Source organism: Mycobacterium sp. (assembly GCF_035570115.1).
Lineage (GTDB): Bacteria > Actinomycetota > Actinomycetes > Mycobacteriales > Mycobacteriaceae > Mycobacterium.
Genome location: NZ_DATMLH010000103.1, coordinates 1 through 26,357, shown reverse-complemented (window position 1 = coordinate 26,357; position 26,357 = coordinate 1). Strand labels below are relative to the sequence as shown.

Below are 26,357 nucleotides of genomic sequence, written 5' to 3'. Positions count from 1 at the left end.
ACCAGTCATGCATATCGTCGACCCAGCCAAACCAGCGCGGCTCAAGGCTCTTCGGGTGAATCACGATGTCGCCGTTGCGAACCGCGCCGCCTGCGGCTTTGGCCAGCGACTCGACCCGGACCCACCACTGCAGAGACAGTCGCGGCTCGATCGGCTCACCACTGCGCTCGGAATGCCCGACGCTGTGCAGGTAAGGGCGCTTCTCGGCGACGATGCGTCCCTCAGCGGCCAATGCCTCGCGGATCTTCACCCGCGCCTCGAATCGGTCCAGTCCGTCGAACTGCGTTCCGGTGTCGGCGATCCGGCCCTTGGTGTCCATGATCGACGGCATTGGCAGCTGATGCCGCAGCCCGATCTCGAAGTCGTTCGGGTCGTGGGCAGGCGTGACTTTGACTGCGCCGGTGCCGAACTCGGGGTCGACATGATCGTCGGCGACGATGACGAGCTGCCGGTCCAAGAACGGGTGCGGCAGCGTGGTGCCAACCAGCCCGCGGTAGCGTTCGTCTTCGGGATGAACCGCAATCGCGGTGTCGCCCAACATCGTCTCCAACCGGGTGGTGGCCACCACGATGTGCGGCTCCGAGTCTTCGAGCGAGCCGTACCGGAACGACACCAGTTCGCCTTCGACGTCCTCGTATCGGACCTCGAGATCCGAGATCGCGGTTTCCAACACCGGCGACCAGTTCACTAGCCGCTCGGCTTGATAGATCAGACCGGCGTCATAGAGCCGCTTGAAGATGGTCCGCACCGCCCGCGAGAGTCCGTCGTCCATGGTGAAGCGCTCGCGGCCCCAGTCCACGCCGTCGCCCAGCCGGCGCATCTGGCCACCGATGGCACCGCCAGACTCGCGCTTCCAATCCCACACCTTGTCGATGAACAGCTCGCGACCGAAGTCCTCTTTGGTCTTCCCGTCGACCGCCAGTTGCTTTTCCACGACGCTCTGCGTCGCGATACCCGCGTGGTCCATCCCCGGTTGCCACAGCACCTCATAACCCTGCATGCGCTTACGACGGGTCAGCGCATCCATCATGGTGTGCTCAAGCGCATGACCCATGTGCAGGCTGCCGGTCACATTCGGCGGCGGCAGCACGATCGAGTAGCCCGGTTTGGGGCTGGCCGGGTCCGCGGCGAAGTAGCCCGCGTCGACCCATCGCTGATAGATCGCGCTCTCGGCCGCGTCCGGATCCCACGCCTTGGGCAGGGCTTCAGCCCGCTCGTTGGCGGCGGGTTCGGGGTGAGCGGTCACCCTTCGATTCTAGAAAGCTCCGAGGTTTGCAACGAACACCGCCCGCAGGCGGCGCCGTCCCCGGTTACTTCTTGCCGCCGAACAGTCCGCCGAGGATGTCGCCTGCCTTGGAACCCAAAGCGTTGCCCAACACGGTGCCCAGCGATTTGTTGCCGCCGCCCATTCCGCCGAGGATGCTGCCCAACACGTCGTTGAGCGCCCCTCCGCCGGAGGCCGCGGGAGTTCCGCTTTTCCCGGTCAGTTGCTTTCCGACATACGCCAGCACGATCGGCGCCAAGATCGGCAACAACTGCTTGAGCAGATCACTATTGCCTCCGCCGCCGCCGGCCAGCGCACTGGCGACCTGGGCGGCATCATTGCCGCCGAAGATTCTCGCGATGGCCTGCTGGCCTTCCTGCTGGTCGACGTGGTCAACGTTGACGCCGCCGTCGAGCAGGCTGGCGTGGCTGTCCGCCGCGGACTCGATTTTGCTGGCGTGATCGGGGTCCTGCGCGCTGTCGTGCAGTCCGCCGACCAACACGGGCACCAACAGTTGAACCGCTTTGTTGACCTCGGCTTCATCGACGCCGATCTTGCTTGCGATGTCACTCGTGGGAATCTGAGCGAAAAGATCTTCAAGGCCAGACATGGACCCGTCCACCTAACGTTGCTGGGATGCTCTGCTTACTCGCTGACGACACTAGTCGGACCCGAAGAAGTCCGACAGCGGTTCGTTGGACCAGATTCAATTGCCCGCCTCCTCCTCGCGCCGCTACACGGCCCGCATCGTCACCGGGCGTCAGCGGGGCGCCAGCATGGCGGTTTCCAGCGACACCCCCGCCGCCGGCAGCCGCGCCAGTAGCGCTTCGCCCATCGCGGCTGCGGGTGTCAGGACGCCACGTAGCTCCGAGAGCTCGTCGCGGTCCTTAGCCAGCGCCAGACCGCTTTCCCCCAACAGCACCGAGGTGGCTTGGTATCCGGGGTCGCCGCGCTGGGCGATGGTGGCGATATAACGGGCGCCGGTGGTCGTGGTGGTGTAGGTCTCGGCCTTGTAGAAGCCGCGCTCACGAGCGGCCGCGCTGGGGCCGGTGCCCGGTTTGGGCAGCACCCGCTCCACCAGCCGGGGTGGCAGCAGCCGGAAATAGCGGCTGCCCAACCCGGTCACCGTGTTCCCGACGCCGTTGACAACCGCTGACGCCACCGGCGCCACGGCCGAGGACCCCAGACTCATGTGCTCGCTGTAACGGAACTGCCTGCCGTATGCCCACTCTTGTAATGCGTTGCTGCGTCGAACAATTCGAGTGTTGGTGGGTGCCATCGCAAATCCGGCCGTCCACAACCCGGTCAGCTCCGGCGCGATCTGGCGACCACGGCGCCACCGCAGGTCGGGCTGAGCACCGAGTTCGGGTTCCGCGTCGCGGTCCGGGCTCAGTGTGTAGGGGTCCGCGAACTGACGACGGGCGTCGGGGTCACTGGAGACGGTGCGCATCACTTCCACCGCCGACGCGATGGTGCCGCCGGAGAATCCACCGGACACGGATCGAACCACAAAATCGGTCTTGCCGAGCTCGCCGGCGCCGTCTTCGCGTGCCCGCCGGTATAGCGCGTACACGGTGAGATCCGAAGGGATCGAGTCGAATCCACACGCGTGCACAATGCGGGCGCCGGTATCGAGTGCCTGCTTGTGGTACAGGTCGATGCTGTCGCGAACGAACGGCGGCTCGCCGGTCAGGTCGGCGTAATCGGTGCCCGCCGCCGCGCACGCGCCGACCAGCGGGAGGCCATAACGGCTGTAGGGCCCGACGGTGGTGACGACCACCCGCGTCTGCGCGGCCATCGCATCCAGAGTCGACGGCGAGGAGGCGTCCGCCACCAGAACCGGCCAAGACTGGGCCGACTCCCCCAGGGTTTCCCGGATCGCGAGCAAGCGATCGGTAGACCGGCCGGCCAGTGCGATGCGCGCGCCCCCGGCGGCGCGGGCCAGGTATTCGGCCGTCAGCCTGCCCACGAAGCCGGTTGCCCCGTACAAGACGATGTCGTATTCGCGCGTCTCGGTCACAGGCGCGACGGTACTCCGAGCGTCTCGGGCAATTCCGCATTCGCCCCCAACACGTGCTCGGCCAGAAACGCGATCACCACCTGGTACCAGATCTTCGCGTGCTGTGGCGCGGCCACCCAGTGGTGCTCCGACGGGAAGTACAGGAACCGGTGCGGACTGCTGCCGTCCTCGCCGGCCGGCAGCTCCGATTTGGCGAGCAGCTCATACCACAGCCGCAAGCCCTCGCCGATCGGCACGCGGTAATCCTTGTCGCCGTGGATGACCAGCATCGGCGTGCAGATCCGACCGACGAACTGGTGCGGTGAGTTGGCAATGGTCATCTCCGGCGTCATCTCACGGCGCCAGTAGTAGGCGTGATCGGTTGTCGGGCTGAATTGGTCCAGCGCCCAGAGGCTGGCATGGGTCACGATCGCGGCAAACCGGTTCGTGTGGCCGGCGATCCAGTTGGCCATGTAGCCACCGAACGAGCCACCCATCGCGGCGACCCGGGTCGCATCGATGCGGGGGTGAGCACAGGCCGCGTCGGTGGCGGCCATCAAATCGTCGAACGGCGGTCCTCCCCACGCTCCCCAGCCACGCTGGATGAATTCCTGCCCGTAGCCGGTCGACAGCGCCGGATCCGGCAACAGCACCGCGTAACCTTGCGCGGCCAGCGGCCATGGGTTCCAGCGCCATGACCAGCTGTTCCAACTACCCAGCGGTCCGCCGTGGATCCACAACACCAGCGGGGCGGATGCTGCATCTTCCGCGTCCGCCGGCAGCACCAACCACGATCGCAGCGGCGTCCCATCCGCGGCGGCCGCGGTGACATCGGTCAACGTTCCTGGCAGCGTTGGCAAGTCGACGCATGGCAGTACGGTGACAGCGCCACCGGGATCGATCCGCACCGGATGCGGCGGGGCCGCATACGAGCTGCGCAACGCGTACAGCACACCGCCCGGCGCGGCGACGACGTCCGTGTAGGCGAAGTCGTCGTCGGTGAGCTGCGTGACCGTCGACGTCGACAGCTCAACGACGAATACCGGTGCCCGGCCGTGCTGATCGGCCGTGACAACCAGCGAGGTGCCATCGCTCGACCAGGTTATCGACGTCGGCCGGCGATCCCATGTTTCGGCCACCGATCGCGTTTGGTCGCCGAATCGCAGGTATTGCAGCGTCATCCGGGGAGCAAGCTCTGGTGTGGTGATGGTTTCCCGGGCGAACGCGATCGCCGACCCGTCTGGCGAGATCGCGGGTCGTTCGAGGTCGGCGTCGGGATCGTCAGCGATCACGCGGCGTTCCCCGGAAGCCAGGTCGACCCGCACCAGCACCGAGCGCTCGGTGGCTTCGGGCCCGGGGATCCGCCACGTCGTCACCAGGAACCTGCCGTCGGCGCTGAGATCGAATACGGCGTCGTCGAATCCGGCTGCACGAAGTGCCCCGCCCGGCTGCGGAGTCAGATCACGCAGGTCCGCCGCGTGGAAGAGATGCGGTTCATCCGGGCCAAGGTCCTTGTCCCAGAAGCGCACCGGATACCCGGAGTGCAAGATCGCACTGACGTTGTTGTCCTTGCGCAGATCGCGCAGCCGCCGGTCGTCTTCGACGTCGCGCGCCGACGGCAGCAGCGGGGCGTCGAATACCGCGGCGTCGGCGCCGCGCGCGGTGCGTACCACGCCTACCCCACCGGGCATGCTCAGCACCTCGATGGCCTCGCCGCCGTCTGCAGGCTGCCGCCATAGCGAGGCCGGTGGCTTGTCGATGTTGTCGGCGGCGGCTCTCGAGGACACGAACAGCAGATCGCCGTCGACGGTGAACGCCGGTGAGGACTCCCCGTTCGCGCCATGGGTGAGTCGGCGCGCGGGTCTGTGGCCGGTTGGATCGACCTCCCAGACGGCGCTGACGTACTCGGTGCGTGTGGCGTTGAGTTCGGCCACGGTGGTCACCACCCGCGACCCGTCCGCCGAGACTGCCAGACCCGAGACGCGTGGCAATGCGAGGTAGTCGTCGAGGGTGTCGAATGCCGTTGCGGTCACGTGTCGTTGCTAACACAACGCGGCGCTTGGCGCGGTGTGCGCTGCCTAACGCGTCGTAAGTTTGATTTCCAAACTCGCTGCTGACATGCTGGTGTGCATGCCGGCTGTCACGCTGGCCGAGCTGCCCGGCCGGCCGTGTCCCATCGCCGCCGCGCTGGAATTGGTCGGCGAGCGGTGGGCGTTGCTGATCGTTCGCGAGCTGGCGCTGGGTAACAGCCGGTTCGAGGACATCGTTCGCGGCACCGGCGCGCCCAGGGACCGGGTGGCGGCCCGGCTGAAGGCGCTGGACGACGCCGAGGTCATCCAGCGTTTCCAGTATCGGGCAGCGCCACCACGGTTCGATTACCAACTCACGGAGTCGGGCCGGGCCCTGCTGCCGGTATTGGATGCATTGCTGGCCTGGGGCCTCGACCACGCGGTCGCTCACCACGACCCGGACCGCCACCGCTACAACTGGGCAACAGCCAAGTAGCGAGCAGGAAGGACACCATGACCACCGCCAACGACGGCACGGAAAACGAGCTCTGGGGGCCGCAACGCTCACGCACGGTGACCTGGCATGACCCCGGCCCCGGCACAGCGCGCGGCCTGGCCATGGCCGGGATCGATTTTCTCAAGGCGATGATCGCCGGGGAGCTACCGCCACCGCCGATGGCCGCGCTCATGCAATTCGTTCTCGTTGACGCAGAACCCGGCAGGGTCGTGTTCACCTGCCAACCGGACGGGTCGGTGTACAACCCGAACGGTGGCGTCCACGGTGGGCTGGTTTGCACGCTGCTGGATTCCGTCGCCGGGTTAGCTGTGCACAGCATGCTACCGGCCGGCAAGGGCTACACGTCGATCGAGATCAAGGTCAATTATCTCAAGGCGGTGCGGCCCGGCACCGGCCCGTTGACCGCGACCGGCACGGTCGTGAAGTCCGGCTCGCGGGTGGCCTTCACCGATGGCGTCGTCACCGACGAGTCAGGTGCGATCGTGGCGACCGCTACCAGCACCCTGCTGGTCTTCGACGTATAGCTACTGGCGCGCGGCGCTCCGGCGGGGGCCCAGTTAGCCCCGTGAGACGCCTGACGGCGGTGGCGGGCTAGAGCCCGGCCACCGCCGTCAGTTTGTGGGCCTTGGTCAGCCGCGCCGGCCGCAGACCGGCCAGGCGCCGATGCCCTGCGAGTGCAGCACGTTCTCGGCCACCCGGATCTGCTCCTCGCGGCTCGCGCCGTTGGCGGATCCCGAGCCACCGTTGGCACGCCAGGTGCTCGGGGTGAACTGCAGACCGCCGGCGTAGCCGTTACCGGTGCTGATCCCCCAGTTACCACCCGACTCGCAGGCAGCGATCGCGTCCCAGTTCACGCTGTACGCCTTGATCGGAGCCTTGGCTGGCGCGGGCGCGGGCGCGTCATCGGCAGGCGGGGCCGGGGGCGCAGGCGCATCCGGTGCGGGCGCAGCGTCCGGAGCCGGCGGCGGCGCATCCGGGGCCGGCGGCGCAGGCGCATCCGGGGCCGGCGGCGGCGGGGCATCCGGGGCCGGCGGAAGGTCGGCCGGCGGCGCAGGCGCATCGGGAGCCGGCGCGTCCGCAGCAGGCGCAGCATCCGGAGCAGGTGCATCCGGAGCAGGCGCAGCGTCCGGAGCAGGCGGAGCCGGCACAAAGGCGGCAGCCTCGAAGGGCGCGCCGACCGTGTTCGGGTCCCAACGCATGTCGTCTGCCGCGAATGCGGTGGCGTTGGAGAGGGTCAGCGGGGCCGCAGCGAGCACCCCGGTGATCGCAGCCATGGTGAGCGTCTGGCGGACGGTCTTCAACAGCGTTCCTTTCGCGGGTGCGCGCGCCGAAATAAGCCCAGCGATGTGGGCGGGTGCCTGTGTCCAGGCGGGGTTGATGCTTCGGATCGCGCCGTCTCGTTCGGGCACGACAGCGGGGGCGTGAGCCGCCGACCGGGCTGCTGCCCGGCGACGACGCGGAGGCGTCGTCGCCGTCCGCAGCCCCCGCTCACACGCGGGTCCGTGGATTCGATTTTTTAATTGCCTTTTCTGGCCGAAATGGACCGTACGAGACTGGATTGCATTCGTCATCTCACGACACGCCGCCATCTCGAACCAATAACGGGTCGATTACGACCGTTTCAGCTAATTGTCTTCGCAGGTCACACGTGTATTCGCCGCCGGCGTTACCGCGTTGGCACGCAAGTGTGATTGTGAGCCAAATCACGCACTTTTTGTGAATTGCGCCACGCCTTTGGGCGCGGCCGAACCGATCGATTCGGGGCGCCGCGCGGCCATCGCCTTGCGCCGCGGAAGATGACCGCTCGGCATGTTAGCCAGACCGGTCGCAAGGCGGCCCGGGCACACTGTCGCGGCCGGCGATTCGGTGCACCGGAGTCATGCTCAAAATATTCGACTAGACAACAGCTTTCGGAGACGATCGCCCAGCCGGCGGAACGGCCGCAGATCGGCCGTCCGCCCGGCGCAACACGCGTGCCCAGCCTCGCTCACACAAAAGATTGTCGTCTAAATAGTTGTGCCCCAACAGATTCAGATCGCCATCCGAGCGAGAAGCCAGCTTCGACGTAGGCCGTGGCGGGGATCCTCATCGGAGCTGTGGGCGACTCCCCGGCATTCCCGATGCAAATTTGCCGGAAATCGTCCGACCATCCGCCTTTGCGGGGATACGGCCCGCCACAGCAACGTCCGCACACGATCGGTGGGCGGCTCAAATATCCGCTGCCGCAACGTGATTCAAATGAAGCTAGAGATTTGATTGATCTATGAATTCATGCCAACCGCCACGTTCATTAATTGAATTTAGCGCAATTAGCAACTCGTCTGTCGAGCAACGTTCATTGCAAATGAATTTCCGTCGCGAGAATTTATCGAATAATTGTTAGAGCGTCGCGAACAGATTGAGCGCGCGTAAAAGACGGTCTGACGTGTCAGCGCCCGGCCCGCAGCGGTGCGCGCAGATTGGCGGCCGAGTCGCCGTTGGTCAGCGAGCGGGACTCGGGTATGACGATGCGTTGCGCATCGACCCGGTCGACCAAGGCGCGCATGTTCCGCTCCCCGGCGGCTATCAACGCGTCGACCTGTGCGGCCAGCTCGGTCCGGTACACCGCGGCCAGGTAGTGATCGCGACCGTCCCACGGCAACACGACATCGGCATCCAATTCGACGGCCCGGCGTTCGAGCAGATCGATCAGATCGGCGCTAAGGAACGGCATGTCGGCGGCGCACAGAAACGCCCGCTTCGCGCCGGCCTCGGCGGCGGCGTGTAGTCCGCGTCCGGTGGCGAGCAGCGGACCCAGTCCACGCACGTCGTCGCGGACCACGCGCGCCTGCAGTTTCGGCAGGGCTTGTCCCGGTGCTGCGACGACGAAAACCGGCTGACACCGCTCCCCGACAATGCTGACCACCCGCTCGACCATTGTGGTGGGCGGTTCGGAGCCGTCTTTGGAGCCGAGCAGATCGCCGGGCACCGGCATGGTGGCCTTGTCCCGGCCCATCCGTAACGCCGCTCCGCCCGCCAACACCACACCGGCCAACGAAGCCGGCTTAGCCGCGGGTGTCATCTCAGTTCACAGTCCAGGTGTCGCGCCCGTGCAACAGCGACTGCAACGCGGCGCGGTCGGCCGGCTTGGACTCCTGCGCGGCGCGGACCTGTGCCCGGGCCGCGTCATCGTAGGTGGGCCGATTGACCTGACGGAAGATGCCCATCACGGTGTGCTCGAGGTTCTGCTCGGATAGCCGCGAGAGCGCGAACGCGTAAGCGGAATCGGCGGCGTGCGCGTCGTGCACCACGATCTCGTCGACGCTGACGTCGGCGGTCTTGGCCACTTCGAGCCCGTACCCGGACCGCACCACGCAGTATTCGCGGTTGGCGCCGAAGATGACCGGCTCACCGTGGCGAACGTTGATCAACCGCTCCTCGGCACCCTCTTTGCGCAGCGCATCGAACGAGCCGTCGTTGAAAATCGGGCAGTCCTGCAGGATCTCGACCAGTGCGGACCCGCGATGCTGCGCCGCGGCCCGCAAAACCTCGGTCAGTCCGTTGCGGTCGGAGTCCAGCGCGCGGCCGACGAAGCTTGCCTCGGCGCCCAGCGCCAGCGATACCGGATTGAAAGGCTGGTCGAGTGATCCCATCGGCGTCGACTTGGTGACCTTGCCGACCTCGGATGTCGGCGAGTACTGACCCTTGGTGAGGCCGTAGATCCGGTTGTTGAAAAGCAGGATGGTCATGTTGATGTTGCGGCGCAGTGCGTGGATCAGGTGGTTGCCGCCGATCGACAGCGCGTCCCCGTCGCCGGTAACCACCCAGACCGACAGGTCCTCACGCGCTAGCGCCACACCCGTCGCGATCGCCGGCGCACGGCCGTGGATCGAGTGCACGCCATAGGTTTCGAGGTAGTAGGGGAACCGACTCGAGCAGCCGATACCGCTGACGAAGACGATGTTCTCGCGGCGCAATCCCAGCTCCGGCAGGAAGTTGCGAATCGTGTTGAGGATGACGTAGTCGCCGCAACCGGGGCACCAACGGACCTCTTGGTCACTGGTGAAGTCCTTGGCCTTCTGCGGTTGGTCGGTGGTGGGCACACCGTAGTTCTTGGACAGCAGGTCCGGCAGCCCGAGATCCACGCCCGCGCCGATCAGGTCAGTCATCAGTTAGCTCCCGCTCCAACCGTGGCCGCCGCCAATCTCGCGACCATCGTCTTGTCTTGCTCGATTTCGGCCAGTGTCCCGCCCAGCGCGGCGCGGATGAGGCGCCCGACCTCGTCGGCCAGGAACGCAACGCCCTGGACCTTGGTAACCGATTGGACGTCAACCAAGTACTTGCCGCGCAGCAGCAGCGCCAGTTGGCCCAAGTTCATCTCCGGTGCGACCACCTGCGGGTAACGCCGCAACACCTCGCCCAGATTGGCCGGGAATGGTCTGAGGTACCGCAGATGGGCATGGGCAACCTTGACGCCGTTGCGTCGTGCACGCCGGCAAGCTTCGCCGATCGGGCCGTAGGAGCTGCCCCATCCGATCAGCAGCAGTTCGGCGTCTCCGGTTGGATCGTCGACTTCCAGGTCGGGAACGGAGATGCCGTCGATCTTGGCCTGTCGCAACCGCACCATCAGGTCGTGATTGGCCGGCTCGTAGGAGATGTCGCCGGAGCCGTTCGCAGCTTCCAACCCGCCGATGCGATGTTCTAGACCGGGAGTACCCGGTACGGCGAATTGCCGGGCGAGGGTTTCCGGGTCGCGAGCATACGGCTGGAACGGCTCGTCCGGCTTGGCGAAGACGTGCTTGATGGGCGCCAGAGTGTCGACGTCCGGGATTCGCCACGGCTCCGAGCCATTGGCAATTGCCCCGTCCGACAACACAATTACCGGGGTGTGGTAGGACACCGCGATGCGCACGGCCTCCAGTGCGGTCTCAAAACAATCCGACGGCGATCGCGGCGCCAGCACCGCCACCGGTGATTCCCCATTGCGGCCGTACAGCGCCTGCAGCAGGTCAGCCTGCTCGGTCTTGGTCGGTAGGCCGGTCGACGGCCCGCCCCGCTGTACGTCGATGACAAGCAACGGCAGCTCGGTCATCACCGCCAGTCCAAGCGCTTCGGCCTTCAGCGACAAGCCGGGTCCCGATGTGCTGGTGACTCCGAGCGCGCCGCCGTAAGCCGCGCCAATTGCAGCGCAGATCCCGCCGATCTCGTCTTCCGCCTGGAAGGTGATCACGTCGAAGTTCTTGTGCTTGGAGAGCTCGTGCAGAATGTCCGATGCCGGCGTGATCGGATAACTGCCGAGGACAACCTGAATGTCGGCCAGCTGACCGGCGGTGACGATGCCGTAGGCCAAGGCGGTGTTGCCGGAGATCTGCCGGTACTCACCTGCGGGCAGCTTCGCCGCCGAAACCTCGTAGGTGACGGCGAAGGCCTCGGTGGTTTCCCCGTAGTTCCACCCCGCCTTGAGGGCCAGCACGTTGGCCTCGGCGATGTCGGGCTTGCGGGCGAACTTCTCCCTGACGAATTGCTCGCTGGTTTCGATCGGGCGCCCATACATCCACGACAACAGGCCCAGCGCGAACATGTTCTTGGCGCGCTGGCCGTCTTTCTTCGTCGCGCCGATGACCTCGACAGCGCCCAGCGTCAAGGTGGTCATCGGGACGGCCTCGACCTTGTAGTCGGACAGTTCCCCAGATTCCAGTGGGTTGTCCTGGTAGCCGACTTTGGCCAGGTTGCGCTTGGTGAATTCGTCGGAGTTGGCGATCACCAGCCCGCCGATTGGCAGGTCGGTGATGTTGGCCTTCAGGGCCGCGGGGTTCATCGCAACCAACACGTCGGGCCGGTCACCGGCGGTGAGGATGTCGTGGTCAGCGATTTGGATCTGGAACGACGAGACGCCCGGCAGCGTGCCCTGCGGCGCGCGGATCTCGGCCGGGTAGTTCGGTTGGGTCGCCAGGTCGTTACCGAAAAGCGCCGCCTCGGAAGTGAACCGGTCGCCGGTGAGCTGCATGCCGTCGCCGGAGTCCCCGGCGAAACGGATGACAATTTGTTCCAGTTTCTCCCGCTTTTGCGGTTCGGGCAGCGCGCCATTGGCTCGGTGTGAATCCGCGTGAGATTCTGACCTGGTTCCGTTGTCGTTCGGACCCACGTCCCCGCCTTCCATCGCTGTTCACCGCACGGGTACGTTGCAGCTACCGGTGCCCATCGTCTCAGTGATCCCCCGGCCGGGTGTATGTCACTGGCGGTACCGATTATTGCACTATTCTTAGGGATTCAGTGACGCTGATGCACACCACCACATTACCGCGAATTGCCTAAAATGCGAGGTCAGACACACGCGATCGGTGGATCTTGGGACAAAATGTGGTGTTCGTCACTTTTGCTGGCACGCGAACTCTAAGAATCGAAGTTACGCGCCGGTAACATTTGCTAGCGGCTTGTCCTAACCCCTCCCTCCCCCATTCGGGGGAGGCGCCGTCGCCGCGTCGGCGGCCCGTTTGGCGGCATTCGGCCCGGTTTCGGGCATGGCGACCGAGTAGAGCGTCAACCCCGCCCCGGCCAGTGCGCCCAGCGAGATGAACGCCGCGTGGTAGCCAGCGACCACCACGATCCACCCGGCGACGATGTTCGACAGGGCCGCGCCGACGCCCCATGCCGTCGTCGCTGCGCCCAAGCTGACGTTGAATCGCCCGGTTCCGTGCGTAAGGTCCTGCACGACGAGCGGGAACAGCGCGCCGAAAATGCCGGCTCCGACGCCGTCGAGGATCTGGACGCCGACCAGCCAGTGCGAGTTGTCGGAAAACGTATAGAGGAAGCCGCGCGCCATCAAGACGGCGAACGCGACCAGAAAGATCGGCTTTCGTCCCCAGCTGTCGGCCTTGGCCCCGGCCAGGTACGCCGTTGGCACCATCACGACCTGCGCGGCGACAATGCACGTCGCCATCAACGCCGTGCCGACGTCGGTGTTCTGCAGCGCCAGCACCTGTCCGACCAGCGGCAGCATCGCCGCGTTAGCGAGATGGAAGGTGAACATGGCCGCCGCGAAGATCAGCAATCTGCGGTCGTGAAATAACACCGCGAACCCGGACGGCCGCGGGTGGGCCGCTTCGGGTGTGTGGTCCATCCCGCGGGCCACATCGTGGTCGATCGCGTCGCCGGGGATCCGCAGCGTTGCCACCACGCTGAGGGCGGCCATGACGGCCAGCACCCAGAACACCACCACCGGGCCGAGATAGTAAGCGAGTCCGCCGGTGATGGCACCGGCCGCCGCATTGCCGGCATGGTTGAACGATTCGTTGCGCCCGACCCGTCGCGAGAAGAGTCTCGTGCCGACCAGGCCGAGCGTGATCGCGGCCAACGCGGGTGCGAAGACCGAGCCGGCGACTCCGGTGAGGGCTTGCAAAATCGAGATCGCGAAGAAGCGGGGAAACAGTGGCATGGCCAGGGACCCCGCCGTCACCGTGACCGCGCCGGCGATTATCAACGCTCGCTTGGCGGTCGTCCGATCGACGAACGCGCCAACCGGTGTCTGCGCGATGATCGCCGCGATGCCGCCGACCCCCATGACGAGGCCGATCGAGGCCTGGTCCCAATGATGGGTCAGCAGGAGGTAGATCGACAGGTACGGACCCAGACCATCGCGAACGTCAGCCAGAAAGAAGTTCGATAAATCCAGCGCGTGCGCGGTTCGCCGCGGAACTGCCCCAGCGGCCTCGGCACTCAACGGCTACCGAAGGGCGGGCTCACTGGGCCTGATTGCCCGGCTAGGCGCTCTTGTCGCGGCGTTCGGTGCGGGCCGGCTTGCGCGGGACGATCGTCGGCAACACGTTGTCCTTCACCGTCTCCTTGGTCACCACGACCTTGGCGACGTCGTCACGGCTGGGGATGTCGTACATCACCGGCAGCAGGACTTCTTCCATGATCGCGCGCAACCCGCGGGCCCCGGTGCCCCGATGAATCGCCTGCTCGGCGATCGCTTCCAACGCATCCTCGGTGAACTCGAGTTCGACGTTGTCCATCTCGAAGAGCCGGGTGTACTGCTTGACCAAGGCGTTCTTCGGCTGGGACAGGATCTTGACAAGAGAGTCCATGTCCAAGTTCGTCACCGACGCGACCACCGGCAACCGGCCGATGAATTCGGGAATCAGCCCGAATTTGATCAGGTCTTCCGGCATGACTTCGGCGAAGTGGTCGGTGGTGTCTATCTCGGCTTTGGAACGCACCTCGGCCCCGAAGCCCAAACCACGTTTGCCGACCCGGTCGGAGACGATCTTCTCCAGCCCCGCGAACGCGCCGGCCACGATGAACAGCACGTTGGTGGTGTCGATCTGGATGAACTCCTGGTGTGGGTGCTTGCGTCCGCCCTGCGGGGGCACCGACGCCTGGGTGCCCTCCAAGATCTTCAACAGCGCCTGCTGCACGCCTTCCCCGGAGACGTCGCGGGTGATCGACGGGTTCTCGCTCTTGCGGGCGATCTTGTCGACCTCGTCGATGTAGATGATGCCGGTCTCGGCGCGCTTGACGTCGTAGTCGGCGGCCTGAATGAGCTTGAGCAGAATATTCTCGACGTCTTCGCCGACATAGCCGGCCTCGGTCAGCGCGGTGGCGTCGGCGATCGCGAAGGGGACGTTGAGCATCTTGGCCAGGGTTTGAGCCAGGTAGGTCTTGCCGCAGCCGGTGGGTCCCAGCATCAAGATGTTGGACTTGGTCAGCTCGACGGGTTCACCCGACCGGGAATCGCGGCCCTTCTCGCCGGCCTGAATCCTCTTGTAGTGGTTGTAGACAGCGACCGCAAGCGTCCGCTTCGCGGTGTCCTGACCGATGACGTAACCCTCTAAGAAGTCGCGGATCTCGGCGGGCTTGGGCAGCTCATCGAGTTTGACATCGTCGGCGTCGGCGAGTTCCTCTTCGATGATCTCGTTGCAAAGATCGATGCATTCATCGCAGATGTATACGCCTGGGCCCGCAATAAGCTTTTTGACCTGCTTCTGGCTCTTTCCGCAGAACGAGCACTTCAGGAGGTCACCGCCGTCTCCGATGCGCGCCATGGTGCTGGGGGCCTACTTCCTGTTCACCGTTTGGATCGTGCTATGCCGCGTGTATTTCCCGACGCTACCCGCTTGTTGCGGAGCGATGCGACCGTTAGAGCCGAATCGCGTCGGTGATATTCGTGCTTGCGTGCCTGAACATATCGCCTGAGGCGGCCCCACGCTTGCCGGAACGCGCCACTGTGTCCCTGGCGTGTCGCGGCTGTTATGCGACTGAGAGGCGGACGTGCTCGGCGGCTCTAGATTAGGCCTGTGGGTTTCGCCGTGCCCGAGAATACCGCGTTAATCGCCGATGGCGGTCTGGCGACCGAACTCGAGGCGCGAGGTCATGACCTTTCGGACGGGTTGTGGTCGGCGCGGCTGCTGGTGGAGGCCCCGCGGGAGGTCACCGCGGTGCATACGGCGTTCTTTCGCGCCGGGGCGATGATCGCGACCACGGCCAGCTACCAAGCGTCCTTCGACGGCTTCGCCGACAGCGGGATCGGCCGCGACGACACCGTCCGATTGCTTCGGCGCAGCGTCGAACTCGCCAAGACCGCGCGCGACGAAGTCGGCGATGCGAGCCGCCGGGTGGCCGCATCGGTCGGCCCGTACGGCGCCGCACGGGCCGACGGCTCGGAATACCGCGGACGCTACGGGCTTGGCGTCGCGCAGCTAGAAGACTGGCACCGGCCTCGGCTGGAGGTGCTGGCAGACGCCGGCGCCGACGTGCTGGCGCTGGAAACCATCCCCGACGTCGACGAGGCCGAGGCACTGGTGAACCTGGTGCAATCTCTCGGTGTGCCGGCCTGGCTCAGCTACACCATCGACGGCACACGCACCCGCGCCGGTCAGCCGCTGGCTGACGCCTTCGCCGTGGCGGTCGGGATACCGGAAATCGTCGCGGTCGGGGTCAACTGCTGCGCACCCGACGACGTGCTCCCGGCGATCGGGCAGGCCCGAGAAACCGGCAAACCGGTGATCGTGTATCCCAACAGCGGCGAGCGCTGGGATAGCGCTCGGCGCGCTTGGGTCGGCCCATCGCGGTTCTCGGCGCGGTTAGCCGTGCAGTGGGCGGCGGCCGGCGCGCGAGTCATCGGCGGGTGCTGCCGGGTGCGGCCGGCCGACATCGCCGAGCTGGCGACCGCGCTGAACTAGCCGGCTGATCGGCGCAAGCGGTCAATCACGCCGTCTGCGCCGAGAGCTTCCGGTACTCCAGCACGGTGTCGATGATCCCGTAGTCCTTGGCGTCTTCGGCGGTCAGGATCTTGTCGCGGTCGGTGTCTTTGCGGATCGTCGCGGCGTCCTTGCCGGTGTGATGGGCCAGCGTGGTTTCCATCAGCGTGCGCATCCGCTCGATCTCGGCGGCCTGGATCTCCAAGTCGGAGAACTGGCCCTGGATCACCCCCGACAACGACGGCTGGTGGATCAGCACCCGCGCGTTAGGCAGCGCCATCCGCTTGCCCGGCGTTCCGGCCGCCAACAGCACCGCCGCGGCCGAGGCGGCCTGACCCAGGCACACCGTCTGGATGTCGGCGCGCACGTACTGCATCGTGTCGTAGATCGCCATCAGCGAGGTGAACCCGCCACCCGGCGAATTGATGTACATGGTGATGTCGCGGTCTGGATCGAGGGATTCCAGCACCAGTAGCTGGGCCATGATGTCGTTGGCCGACGCGTCGTCGACCTGGACGCCGAGAAAGATGATGCGTTCCTCAAACAGCTTGTTATAAGGGTTGGACTCCTTGACGCCGAAGCTCGAATGCTCGATGAACGACGGCAGGATGTAACGCGCTTGGGGTTGGAGGTCGGGGTTCATATTGATGGGGCTCCGTTTGTCTCGGCGCGGGTGATGATGTGGTCGACGAACCCGTATTCCAGCGCCTCCTTGGCGGTGAACCAGCGGTCGCGATCCGAATCCGCCACGATGCGCTCGATCGGCTGGCCGGTGAATTCGGCGTTGAGCCGGAACATCTCCTGCTTGATGACGGCGAACTGCTCGGCCTGGATGGCGATGTCGGCCGCGCTACCGGTCACCCCACCCAGCGGCTGGTGCATCAGGATGCGGGCGTGCGGCAGCGCGTAACGCTTGCCCTTGGTGCCGGCGGCCAGCAGGAACTGGCCCATCGACGCGGCCATCCCCATCCCATAAGTGGCGATGTCGCACGGTGCCAACACCATCGTGTCGTAGATCGCCATCCCGGCGCTGATCGATCCGCCCGGAGAGTTGATGTACAGCGAGATGTCCTTGTTGGAGTCTTCGGCCGCGAGCAGCAGGATCTGCGCGCACAGCCGGTTCGCGATGTCGTCATCCACCTGCGACCCCAGGAAAATGATGCGCTCAGAGAGCAGACGCTCATAGACCGAATCGACGAGGTTCAGACCTCCCGCGTTCGCCCGCATTTCAGTCGCACGGCTCACAGTGGGTTACCTGCTTTCTCGAGTTCCGTATTCATCGACACTAACCAACCGGGGCCGCCGCGCACTCCCCGAAGTCCCCGCGTTCGCTCACAGCGTCACTTCGTATCGCCCGACGGCTCTTCCGAGGAGGCACCGGCCTCTCCGTCGTCGACGACTTCAGCTTCCTCGCCTACCTCGTCGACTCCCGCGGCCTTCCCCTCATTCCCGGCCTCCGGTTGGGAGCGCGTGCCGAAGAATTCCGAGGTGTCGACGACGTTGCCGCCGGTGTCGGTAACCGTCGCCGCCTCGACCGCGGCGGCGATGGTCAGCCCGCGCCGCACGTCGGCGAACATCGCCGGCAGCTGATTGTTCTCCTGGAGGTAGGCGAGCAACTGTTGGGGTTCAATGCCGTACTGCTGCGACGAGAGCACGAGCCGTTCGGTGAGGTCCTGCTGGCTCACCTGAATGTCGAGGTCGTCGCCCAGTGCGTCCAGCAGCAACTGCGTCTTGATGGCCTTCTCGGCGTTCGAGCGGGTGTTCGCGTCGAACTCTTCGCGCGACGAGCCCTGCTTTTCCAGCGCTTCGGCGAACTTGGCTTCGTCGTGATCGAGGCCATGCAGCGCGTTGTGCACGGTGTTGTCCACCTGGGCCTGCACGATCGCTTCCGGCAGCGGCATGTCGACCTGCTCGAGCAAGGTATCCAACGCGGCCACGCGGATGTCCTCCGCCTGCTGGACACGCTTGGCCCCGCTCACCTGATCGGCCAGACTGGCGCGCAACTCGTCGATGGTGTCGAATTCGCTTGCCAGCTGGGCGAATTCGTCATCGGGTTCCGGCAGCTCGCGCACCTTGACCGAGCCGACAGTCACGGTGACTTCGGCTTCCTTCCCGGCCTGCGGACCGGCCGCCATCGTGGTGGTGAAGGTCCGGCTTTCCCCGGCTGACAGGCCGACGATCGCATCGTCGACACCGTCGATGAGCTGGCCGGAGCCGACCTCATGTGACAGTCCCTTCGTCGCTGCCTCGGGGAGATCTTCGCCGTCGATCTTGGCCGACAGGTCGATCGAGACGAAGTCGCCGGCCACGGCGGGCCGCTCGACTCCGGTCAGGGTGCCGAACCGGGCACGCAAGGACTGCAGTTCGGCATCGACGTCCTCGTCGCTGACTTTGATCGGATCGACGGTGATCTTCAGCGCACTCAGGTCGGGCAGCGTGATCTCAGGCCGTACGTCGACCTCGGCGGTGAAAACCAGCTCCTGGCCGTACTCCTTTTTGGTCACTTGAATATCGGGTTGGCCCAGCGGTCGCACGTCGGATTCGGTGACGGCCTGGCCATAGCGGCTGGGCAACGCCTCGTTGACGACCTGGTCGAGCATCGCCTCGCGGCCGACGCGCGCTTCCAGGAGCTTGGCCGGCGCCTTGCCGGGACGGAACCCCGGCAATCGCACCTGCTTGGCCAGCTCTTTGTAGGCCCTGTCGAAGTCGGGCTGCAGCTCGGTGAAAGGCACCTCAACGTTGATGCGAACCCGGGTGGGGCTCAACTGCTCGACGGTGCTCTTCACCGGTTTGCTCCTCGTTTGTACTGGCGGATCTTCTGCTGGTCTTCTAATGGCCGAGCCCGTTGGCCGTGGCGCGCCGGTCGGGGTGACAGGATTTGAACCTGCGGCCTTCCGCTCCCAAAGCGGATGCGCTACCAAGCTGCGCTACACCCCGCGCTGACCTCGCGATCCTACGGCCAAGCCCCGCCATTCCAGTAACGGCCTCACAACCAGATCACCGGACGGCATCATTTGGATTTGATGTCTGCCGCGACGTACAGTCGCGCTCGACTAATACACGCGGGCGTAGCTCAATGGTAGAGCCCTAGTCTTCCAAACTAGCTACGCGGGTTCGATTCCCGTCGCCCGCTCCAAGCGGGCATTTGACACAACGGCCGACTAGGCTGGAGGCGCTGAGCAGGCCGACGACGCCCCGGAGGCCGACAGATGCAGCCGGCGGCCGATTGGGCCCGATCGGCCAGGCTGAGGAGGCCGACAATTCAGCACACTGGCACCACGGCCCAGGTCGCAATCCACGGCTCATGCACGTCGCGCTTCGAGCGGGTACGCGACGCGTTCGAGCGGAACTTTTTGCAGGGCAAAGAGGTTGGTGCAGCGGTCGCGGCCTGGGTGGACGGCGAGTTGGTCGTCAACCTGTGGGCCGGTTCTGCCGATGCTGGGGGTACCCGACCGTGGCAGGTGGACACGGTAGCCACCGTGCTATCCGGCACCAAGGGCCTGACCAGCACATGCGTACATCAGCTCGTCGAACGCGGTGAGCTCGATCTGGATGCGCCGATATCGCGTTATTGGCCCGAGTTCGGGCAGGCCGGCAAGGAGGCCATCACCACCAAGATGGTGATGAGTCACCGCTCGGGGGTGATCGGGCCGCGCAAGCGAATGCCCTGGCAGCAGGTCACCGACTGGGACTTGGTCTGCGAACGGTTGGCCGCCGCTGAACCCTGGTGGGAGCCCGGAACCGCGCAGGGCTACCACATGACGACTTACGGCTTCATCCTCGGCGAAGTGTTCCGCCGGGTGACCGGCAACACCGTCGGTCACTACCTGCGCACCGAGATCGCCGAGCCACTCGGCGCCGAGGTTCACATCGGCTTGTCGCGCGCCGAACAACGCCGCTGCGCCGATCTGGTGGAAAAGCCCCACATCCGCAAGATGCTGGCCGACGTCAACGCCCCCGGCTACCCCACCACGCTGGCCGAACATCCCAAGGCCGGCCTGGCCGTGTCGATGGGGTTCGCACCCGACGACGAAGTCGGCTCCAACGATCTCGAGTTGTGGCGCGAGGTCGAGTTCCCGGGCACCAACGGGCAGGTCTCGGCGCTGGGGCTGGCGACCTTCTATAACGCGCTGGCGCAGGAGCAACTGCTCAGTCGCCGGCACATGGATCTGATCCGGGTGTCGCAGGGCGGCTTCGACACGGATCTGGTCCTCGGCCCGCGGGTGGCCGACCACGGGTGGGGTCTGGGCTACATGCTCAACCAGCGCTGTGTCAACGGACCCAATCCGCGGATTTTGGGCCATGGCGGCCTGGGCGGCTCGTTCGGTTTCGTGGACCTCGAGCACCGGATCGGTTACGCGTACGTGATGAACCGGTACGACGCCACCAAGGCCAACGCCGACCCGCGCAGCGTGGCGCTCAGTGACGAGATTTATGCGGCGCTCGGGGTCAAGAAGGGCTGAGCCCGACAGCTGCCGCGCCCGGCTGATGCACAGAACCGCACCCGCCTAGCCGTGGAGCCCGACGTTGGCAGATGCGATTGTGTACAACGATTCGACTGGACCGACGTCAGCCGAAGGCTCTCACCATCCCCGTCCGGGTGGCGGCCCGCCGTGGTCGTGGTCCCATCCTGGTCCGCCGGGTCCCCCGTGGTCCCATCCTGGTCCGCCGGGTCCCCCGCGGTCCCATCCTGGTCCCCCGCGGTCCCATCCTGGTCCGCCTGGTCCTCGGAAGTTGTCGTGGCAACCCCCCCAGTCCCAGTTATCGCCCCAACCGGGATCCCAGAACTCACCCGGGCACCATTGTGGGAATGGACCGGGCTGGGCTTGAGCGTCGGTTGCTGCGGCTACACCGGCGAAACCCAAGCCGGCGGCCATGGCGACTGTTGCTGCGGCGATGCCTGCGATTCTCTTCACCGGCCCAGGCTACCCACGACGGTCAGCCCCGAAACTCCTGGACGTCCAACCGTTCTCGATCCGACGCATTAGCTTAGCCGACCCGATATCAGCGACGCGCAAAAGTCACGGTCGCGGCTCACCGCGACAGTCACCGGCACTGACAACGGCTTTAGTGGGGGTTAGGCCCGCCCGGCTCATCAGGTCCGCCCGGAGGCGGTTCCCCGGGACCCCATCCCGGTCCCCAGTGCGGATCGGGATGAGGGTTAGGCCCAGGTCCCCGCCAGTCATCGTGGCAGCCTCCCCAGTCCCAATTGGGACCCCAACCTGGGTCCCAGAAGTCGCCTGGGCACCACTGCGGGAAGGGGCCCGGCTGAGCTTGAGCCTGCGTCGCAGCGTCCAAACCGGCCAGCCCCAGGCCGGCGGCCATCGCGGCCGACGCTGCTAAAAAGTGGACGACATTTTTCATATTGCCTTCCTAGCAAACATAAGCAGTGCACCAGTCAGTGCCTTCTCGTTGGCGCCACCGGCAACGACCGTGGCCTCAATGAGGCTCAAGCGCAATACTTTTGGGGTGGTCGTACACCTATCGTTCCTTATACAACGGCAGTCACACACGAAACTGCCCTACTGCGAGGCGAATTCGCTGAAAACCCAAACCAGCAATCAGAGCGGCCGTCGCGACCGCAGGACCTACAGATTCTTTTCGTGTGACTTCGTCGCCAAACCCGCTGACCGACAACGGTGATCAACACTCGCGCCAGATCTGGATACCGCGCCCTCAGCTTCTCCCGGACTAGTCGCTCGAGGACGAGTCGCCCCCGCCGGACGAGTCGCCTCCGCCGGACGAGTCGCCTCCGCCGGATGAGTCGGGTCCTGCGGATGTGCCGGCATCCGGTCCAGGCGCGGCCGGCCCCGCTCCGCCCGCATCCGGTGCAGGCGCGTCCGGCCCCGCTCCGCCCGCATCCGGTCCAGGCGTGCCCGGTCCAGGTCCACCGGCATCCGGTCCAGGCGTGCCCGGTTCTGGCCCAGATCCCGGTCCTCCGGGCCCACCCGGTTCTCCCGGTCCCCCAGGTTCATGTCCTCCAGGGCCCCCCGGTCCACCAGGTCCACCAGGTTCTCCCGGTCCACCCGGTTCTCCAGGTCCACCGGGCCCGTGGCCGCCATGATCCCCAGGGCCCCCGGGTCCACCCGGTCCACCCGGTCCACCCGGTTCTCCAGGTCCACCGGGTCCGTGGCCGCCATGATCCCCAGGGCCGCCCGGTCCGGGCCCCCCAGGCCCGCCGGGGCCTCCGGGTCCTCCCGGTCCGGGGCCACCAGGTCCGCCAGGCCCGCCCGGTCCCGAGCCTCCAGGCCCACCCGGTCCCGGCCCGCCGGGTCCTCCAGGGCCGCCAGGTCCGCCGGGGCGGCCCGGCTGCGGCACACCCGGGTTACTAACGTTCGGTGGACGTTGGACGATGGTGGGTCCGTTGTTGATGATCGTTGGTTGCCAGTTGGCATGGCACGAGTTCCAGTCCCAGTTAAGCCCCCATGCCGGATCCCAGAAATCGCCCGGGCACCAATTGATGTTGGGCCCGGGTTGCGCATCGGCCTCGGTCGCGGCGGCCAAACCGACCCACCCCAAACCGGCGGCCAACACCGCTGTCGCGGCAATACAGCTTGCGAACTTGTTCATGCGGATATGGATATCGGGACAAGCTATGTGCTTGCCCAGCAGATGCTGGTGTTCAGATGAGCAATTGCAGACGCCTTTGCTGCTGTTCATCCTGTCATGCTGCAGCACGTCGTCTCACGCCTGGCAGGTTTGGCACCAAAAGACGTTTCGGCCCTCCAACTCGGCCGTGCGGATCACGGTCCCGCACACACGGCACGGCTCCCCCGCGCGCCGGTATACATAAGTGCGCGGCCGACCCGGGCCGTACGACGGCGCACCGTGGTCGTGTTCGGGGCGTACCGCGATGATCTTGCCGCGCCTCAACCCGATTTTCATCAGCTCCACCAAATCGGTCCATGCCTCGTCGAACTCGGCTTCACCGATCGCCCGGCCGACCCGATACGGGTCGATGCGATGTCGGAAGAGCAGCTCATTCCGGTAGACGTTGCCCACCCCGGCGATGACCGTCTGGTCCATCAACAGCGCGCCGATTGGCCTGCGTGACTTGGTGATCCGTGCCCACGGCCACGCGGGGTCGGCGTCACGGCGAAGCGGGTCAGGCCCGAGCCGAGAAACCACATCGGCGACTTGCGCATCATCGAGAATCTCGCACACCGTCGGCCCGCGTAGATCGGTGCCGTATTCCGCGCCGACCATCCGCATCCGCACCTGGCCGACTGGAACGGGCATCGCCACATCAGAAGGCCGCGGCCATTCGGTGAAGGTGCCATAGAGACCGAGGTGCACATGCACGGTCGACCCACCGACATAGTGGTGAAACAGGTGCTTACCCCACGCGCTGGTGCGCTTCAGTACCCGGCCGTCGACTGCGGTCGCCGCCGCAGAGAACCGACCCTGCGGACTCGAGACCGCCACTGGCGCACCGGCATATCGGCGCTGGTGCAGCCGGGCCAGTCGATGGAGGGTATGCCCTTCGGGCACGGAGGCTATCCAGCTTCGCCACCAGGCACTGGAGGTGCCTGGTGGGTGCGCTCGTACTCGTCGAGAATGTCGATACGTCGTTGGTGCCGTTCGGCTTTCGACCACGGCGTGGTCAAGAAGGCGTCAACCATGGCCAGCGCTTCGGGAACGGTGTGCATGCGACCACCGATGCCGATCAGCTGGGCGTTGTTGTGCTCGCGGGCCAGTGATGCGGTTTCGACGCTCCACGCCAACGCACAGCGAATTCCAGGCACCTTGTTCGCGGCGATCTGTTCGCCGTTGCCCGATCCACCCAGAACGATGCCCAAGCTGCCCGGGTCGGCGAGTGTGCGCGTCGCGGCCGCGATGCAGAACGCCGGGTAGTCGTCCTCGGGGTCGTAGCTGAAGGCACCGCAATCGATCGGCTCGTGTCCGGTTTCCTTCAGGTGTTCGATGATCTGCTGTTTGAGCTCGAATCCGGCGTGGTCAGAACCCAGGTAGACGCGCATGCCCGCAATCCTTACCCGGCTGAACTGAACGGCGCAATGCGATCAGTCGAATTCCGGTGGCTCGGTACGGCTCCGCTTGAGCTCCCAGAAGTGCGGGTAGGCCGCGAAAGTCACCGAGGCGTCCCATAGCTTGCCGGCCTCCTCACCGCGGGGAATCCTCGACAGCACCGGGCCGAAGAACGCGACCCCGTTGACGTGGATGGTCGGTGTGCCGACGTCGTCGCCGACGGCGTCTATCCCGGCGTGATGGCTCTTACGCAGGGCGTCGTCGTAGGCTTCGGTGTCAGCGGCGTCCGCCAGTTCGGACGGCAAACCGACCTCCGCGAGCGACTGCTTGATGACGTCGTCCAGGTCTTTGTTGCCCTCGTTGTGAATGCGGGTACCCATGGCGGTGTACAGCGGCGCGAGCACCTTGGCGCCGTGGGCCTGCTCGGCGGCAATCGCCACCCGCACCGGCCCGAAAGCCTTCGCCAACCGTTCCTTGTATTCCGCTGGCAGACCCTCGCGGTTCTCGTTGAGCACCGCCAAGCTCATCACGCGGAAATTGACCTCGATGTCGCGGACCTTCTCCACCTCCAGGATCCAGCGGGAGGTGATCCATGCCCACGGGCACAGCGGATCGAACCAAAAATCGGCAACTGACTTGTCAGGCATAGAAGGTCCTCTCGTCGACGGTCGACTAGCCGTCCAGCACAACCCTAGCCGCGGCGGTCCTGTTCCCGTGGCTGATATCGATTGCCCCGGCCACTGCGCGGCCCGCATCGTCGCCGGGCCTAAGTTGCATTGCCAGGCTCCTCCTCGGGCCGCTGCGCGGCCCGCATCGTCGCCGGGCCTAAGTTGGACATGTGGCACTTCCGAACCTCACCCGTGACCAGGCCGCCGAACGCGCCGCGCTGGTCACCGTCGACAGTTACCGGATCGTTCTGGATCTCACCGACGGCACCGGCGGACCAAGCGACCGGACCTTCCGCTCCGTCACCACCGTGCAGTTCGATGCGCTCCCCGGCGCCGACACCGTCATCGACCTCGCCGCTGAGACGGTGCGCAGCGCAACTCTCAACGGCCGCGACCTCGACGTGTCCGCGTACAACGAGTCGACCGGAATTGCACTGACCGGTCTGGCCGAGCGCAACATCGTCGTGGTCGACGCGGACTGCCTCTACTCTCACACCGGTGAGGGCCTGCACCGATTCGTAGACCCGGTCGACAACGAAGTCTATTTGTATTCGCAATTCGAAACCGCCGACGCCAAGCGGATGTTCGCCTGCTTCGACCAGCCCGACCTCAAAGCGACGTTCGATCTGTCGGTGACGGCATCGCAGCACTGGCACGTCGTGTCGAACGGTGCCGCGCTCGGCATCGACGGTGGCGTGCACACGTTTGCCACCACACCGCGGATGAGCACCTACCTGGTGGCGCTGATTGCCGGCCCGTATACACGCTGGGATGACACCTACAGCGACGAGTACGGCGAGATTCCGCTGGGCATCTTCTGTCGCGCCACCCTCGCCGAGTTCATGGATGCCGACCGGCTGTTCACCGAGACCAAGCAAGGATTCGGCTTCTATCACAAGAACTTTGGCGTCCCATACGCGTTCGGCAAATACGACCAGCTATTCGTCCCGGAGTTCAATGCCGGCGCCATGGAGAACGCCGGTGCGGTGACCTTCTTGGAGGACTACGTGTTCCGCAGCAAGGTCACCCGCGCGTCCTATGAGCGTCGCGCCGAAACGGTGCTGCACGAGATGGCGCACATGTGGTTCGGCGACTTGGTCACCATGCGGTGGTGGGACGACCTGTGGCTCAACGAGTCGTTCGCGACCTTCGCCTCGGTGCTGTGCCAAAGCGAGGCCACCGAATTCACCCAAGCCTGGACGACATTCGCCAACACCGAAAAGTCGTGGGCCTACCGGCAGGATCAGCTACCCACGACGCATCCGGTGGCGGCCGACATTCCCGACCTGGCCGCCGTCGAGGTCAACTTCGACGGCATCACCTACGCCAAAGGCGCCAGCGTGCTCAAGCAACTGGTGGCCTATGTCGGCCTCGAGCACTTCCTGGCCGGCCTGCGCGACTACTTCCGCGCGCACGCGTTCAACAACGCCACGTTTGATGATCTACTGTCCGCGCTCGAAACAGCCTCTGGCCGTGACTTGTCCGACTGGGGTCGACAGTGGCTGAAGACGACCGGCCTGAACACGCTGCGCGCGGATTTCGACGTCGACACCGACGGGCGGTTCACCCGGTTCGCGGTGGCGCAGAGCGGCGCTGCACCCGGTGCGGGCGAGACACGCGTACACCGGCTCGCGGTGGGGATTTACGACGACGATGGCAGCGGCAAGCTGGTACGGATCCACCGTGAGGAACTCGACATCAGCGGCGAAAGCACGGAAGTGCCTGCCCTGGTTGGC

Annotated in this window: 24 protein-coding genes and 2 tRNA genes; 6 read left to right on the top strand and 20 right to left on the bottom strand. The window is 65.7% G+C overall.

Going from position 1 to position 26,357, the window contains the following annotated elements; translation table 11 throughout:
• The 4 genes from VNW74_RS09345 to VNW74_RS09330 form a co-directional block, all read right to left on the bottom strand.
• Window positions 1-1,246, bottom strand: a 1,246-nt coding sequence (locus VNW74_RS09345; protein WP_325676317.1) for a class I tRNA ligase family protein, incomplete at its 3' end; no start/stop codon positions are given.
• Between the two features lie 64 nt (window positions 1,247-1,310).
• Window positions 1,311-1,874, bottom strand: a complete 564-nt coding sequence (locus VNW74_RS09340; protein ID WP_325676316.1) for a DUF937 domain-containing protein — start codon at window positions 1,872-1,874, stop codon at window positions 1,311-1,313.
• 150 nt (window positions 1,875-2,024) lie between these two features.
• Window positions 2,025-3,284 (bottom strand): trans-acting enoyl reductase family protein, encoded by a 1,260-nt coding sequence (locus VNW74_RS09335; protein ID WP_325676315.1) that lies wholly within the window; start codon window positions 3,282-3,284, stop codon window positions 2,025-2,027.
• On the bottom strand, window positions 3,281-5,296 hold the full coding sequence (locus VNW74_RS09330) for a S9 family peptidase (protein WP_325676314.1): 2,016 nt from the start codon (window positions 5,294-5,296) through the stop codon (window positions 3,281-3,283). The genes VNW74_RS09335 and VNW74_RS09330 overlap by 4 nt, the downstream gene beginning before the upstream one ends.
• A gap of 97 nt (window positions 5,297-5,393) precedes the next feature.
• On the opposite strand from VNW74_RS09330, the gene VNW74_RS09325 reads away from it, so the two are divergent.
• Together VNW74_RS09325 and VNW74_RS09320 are read left to right on the top strand one after the other, a co-directional pair.
• A complete protein-coding gene (locus VNW74_RS09325; protein ID WP_325676313.1) occupies window positions 5,394-5,768 on the top strand; it encodes a helix-turn-helix domain-containing protein in 375 nt (124 codons plus the stop codon).
• 17 nt (window positions 5,769-5,785) lie between these two features.
• Window positions 5,786-6,313: a PaaI family thioesterase gene (locus tag VNW74_RS09320; RefSeq protein WP_325676312.1), complete on the top strand. Its 528-nt coding sequence runs from the start codon at window positions 5,786-5,788 to the stop codon at window positions 6,311-6,313.
• 105 nt (window positions 6,314-6,418) lie between these two features.
• On the opposite strand, the gene VNW74_RS09315 is transcribed toward VNW74_RS09320, so the two are convergent.
• The 6 genes from VNW74_RS09315 to clpX all read right to left on the bottom strand — a co-directional run bounded on the left by VNW74_RS09315 (window position 6,419) and on the right by clpX (window position 14,812).
• Window positions 6,419-7,090 carry a transglycosylase family protein gene (locus VNW74_RS09315; protein WP_325676311.1) on the bottom strand — a complete coding sequence of 224 codons (672 nt, stop codon included), beginning with the start codon at window positions 7,088-7,090 and terminating at the stop codon, window positions 6,419-6,421.
• Between the two features lie 1,127 nt (window positions 7,091-8,217).
• Entirely contained in the window at window positions 8,218-8,850 is a 633-nt protein-coding gene (gene mobA, locus VNW74_RS09310) for a molybdenum cofactor guanylyltransferase (protein WP_325676310.1), read from the bottom strand.
• A 1-nt stretch (window position 8,851) separates the two neighbouring features.
• Entirely contained in the window at window positions 8,852-9,937 is a 1,086-nt protein-coding gene (locus VNW74_RS09305; RefSeq protein ID WP_325676309.1) for a 2-oxoacid:ferredoxin oxidoreductase subunit beta, read from the bottom strand.
• Window positions 9,937-11,913: a 2-oxoacid:acceptor oxidoreductase subunit alpha gene (locus tag VNW74_RS09300; protein ID WP_414686638.1), complete on the bottom strand. Its 1,977-nt coding sequence runs from the start codon at window positions 11,911-11,913 to the stop codon at window positions 9,937-9,939. The genes VNW74_RS09305 and VNW74_RS09300 overlap by 1 nt, the downstream gene beginning before the upstream one ends.
• 294 nt (window positions 11,914-12,207) lie before the next feature.
• Entirely contained in the window at window positions 12,208-13,488 is a 1,281-nt protein-coding gene (locus VNW74_RS09295; protein ID WP_325676307.1) for an MFS transporter, read from the bottom strand.
• A 40-nt stretch (window positions 13,489-13,528) separates the two neighbouring features.
• A complete protein-coding gene (clpX, locus tag VNW74_RS09290) occupies window positions 13,529-14,812 on the bottom strand; it encodes an ATP-dependent Clp protease ATP-binding subunit ClpX (protein ID WP_325676306.1) in 1,284 nt (427 codons plus the stop codon).
• 264 nt (window positions 14,813-15,076) lie between these two features.
• Between clpX and mmuM the strand changes: the two genes are divergently transcribed.
• Window positions 15,077-15,949: a homocysteine S-methyltransferase gene (mmuM, locus tag VNW74_RS09285; RefSeq protein WP_325676318.1), complete on the top strand. Its 873-nt coding sequence runs from the start codon at window positions 15,077-15,079 to the stop codon at window positions 15,947-15,949.
• A gap of 25 nt (window positions 15,950-15,974) precedes the next feature.
• On the opposite strand, the gene clpP2 is transcribed toward mmuM, so the two are convergent.
• The 4 genes from clpP2 to VNW74_RS09265 form a co-directional block, all read right to left on the bottom strand.
• Window positions 15,975-16,610, bottom strand: coding sequence for an ATP-dependent CLP protease proteolytic subunit ClpP2 (gene clpP2 / locus VNW74_RS09280; RefSeq protein ID WP_325676305.1), 636 nt, complete (start codon window positions 16,608-16,610; stop codon window positions 15,975-15,977).
• Window positions 16,607-17,212, bottom strand: a complete 606-nt coding sequence (locus VNW74_RS09275; protein ID WP_325676304.1) for an ATP-dependent Clp protease proteolytic subunit — start codon at window positions 17,210-17,212, stop codon at window positions 16,607-16,609. Before VNW74_RS09275 ends, clpP2 begins: the two co-directional genes overlap by 4 nt.
• Window positions 17,213-17,307: 95 nt before the next feature.
• The gene (gene tig, locus VNW74_RS09270) at window positions 17,308-18,753 is read right to left on the bottom strand and encodes a trigger factor (protein ID WP_325676303.1); all 1,446 of its coding nucleotides are present in this window, start codon (window positions 18,751-18,753) and stop codon (window positions 17,308-17,310) included.
• Window positions 18,754-18,830: 77 nt separating this feature from the next.
• Window positions 18,831-18,904: transfer RNA gene (locus VNW74_RS09265), tRNA-Pro, on the bottom strand.
• Window positions 18,905-19,029: 125 nt separating this feature from the next.
• Between VNW74_RS09265 and VNW74_RS09260 the strand changes: the two genes are divergently transcribed.
• Together VNW74_RS09260 and VNW74_RS09255 are read left to right on the top strand one after the other, a co-directional pair.
• Window positions 19,030-19,103: transfer RNA gene (locus VNW74_RS09260), tRNA-Gly, on the top strand.
• A gap of 73 nt (window positions 19,104-19,176) precedes the next feature.
• Entirely contained in the window at window positions 19,177-20,430 is a 1,254-nt protein-coding gene (locus VNW74_RS09255) for a serine hydrolase domain-containing protein (protein ID WP_325676302.1), read from the top strand.
• Between the two features lie 120 nt (window positions 20,431-20,550).
• Here VNW74_RS09255 and VNW74_RS09250 read toward each other — a convergent pair whose 3' ends face one another.
• The 6 genes from VNW74_RS09250 to VNW74_RS09225 form a co-directional block, all read right to left on the bottom strand.
• Window positions 20,551-20,883, bottom strand: coding sequence for a hypothetical protein (locus VNW74_RS09250; protein ID WP_325676301.1), 333 nt, complete (start codon window positions 20,881-20,883; stop codon window positions 20,551-20,553).
• A 151-nt stretch (window positions 20,884-21,034) separates the two neighbouring features.
• Window positions 21,035-21,331, bottom strand: coding sequence for a hypothetical protein (locus VNW74_RS09245; protein ID WP_325676300.1), 297 nt, complete (start codon window positions 21,329-21,331; stop codon window positions 21,035-21,037).
• A gap of 224 nt (window positions 21,332-21,555) precedes the next feature.
• Complete coding sequence (locus tag VNW74_RS09240) at window positions 21,556-22,362, bottom strand: hypothetical protein (protein ID WP_325676299.1); 807 nt, start codon at window positions 22,360-22,362, stop codon at window positions 21,556-21,558.
• Window positions 22,363-22,651: 289 nt separating this feature from the next.
• Complete coding sequence (locus VNW74_RS09235; RefSeq protein ID WP_325676298.1) at window positions 22,652-23,458, bottom strand: Fpg/Nei family DNA glycosylase; 807 nt, start codon at window positions 23,456-23,458, stop codon at window positions 22,652-22,654.
• Between the two features lie 5 nt (window positions 23,459-23,463).
• The gene (locus VNW74_RS09230; RefSeq protein ID WP_325676297.1) at window positions 23,464-23,946 is read right to left on the bottom strand and encodes a ribose-5-phosphate isomerase; all 483 of its coding nucleotides are present in this window, start codon (window positions 23,944-23,946) and stop codon (window positions 23,464-23,466) included.
• A gap of 42 nt (window positions 23,947-23,988) precedes the next feature.
• Complete coding sequence (locus tag VNW74_RS09225; RefSeq protein ID WP_325676296.1) at window positions 23,989-24,600, bottom strand: DsbA family protein; 612 nt, start codon at window positions 24,598-24,600, stop codon at window positions 23,989-23,991.
• Window positions 24,601-24,791: 191 nt separating this feature from the next.
• Between VNW74_RS09225 and pepN the strand changes: the two genes are divergently transcribed.
• Window positions 24,792-26,357: aminopeptidase N (gene pepN / locus VNW74_RS09220; RefSeq protein ID WP_325676295.1), on the top strand; the 1,566-nt coding region annotated here is incomplete at its 3' end.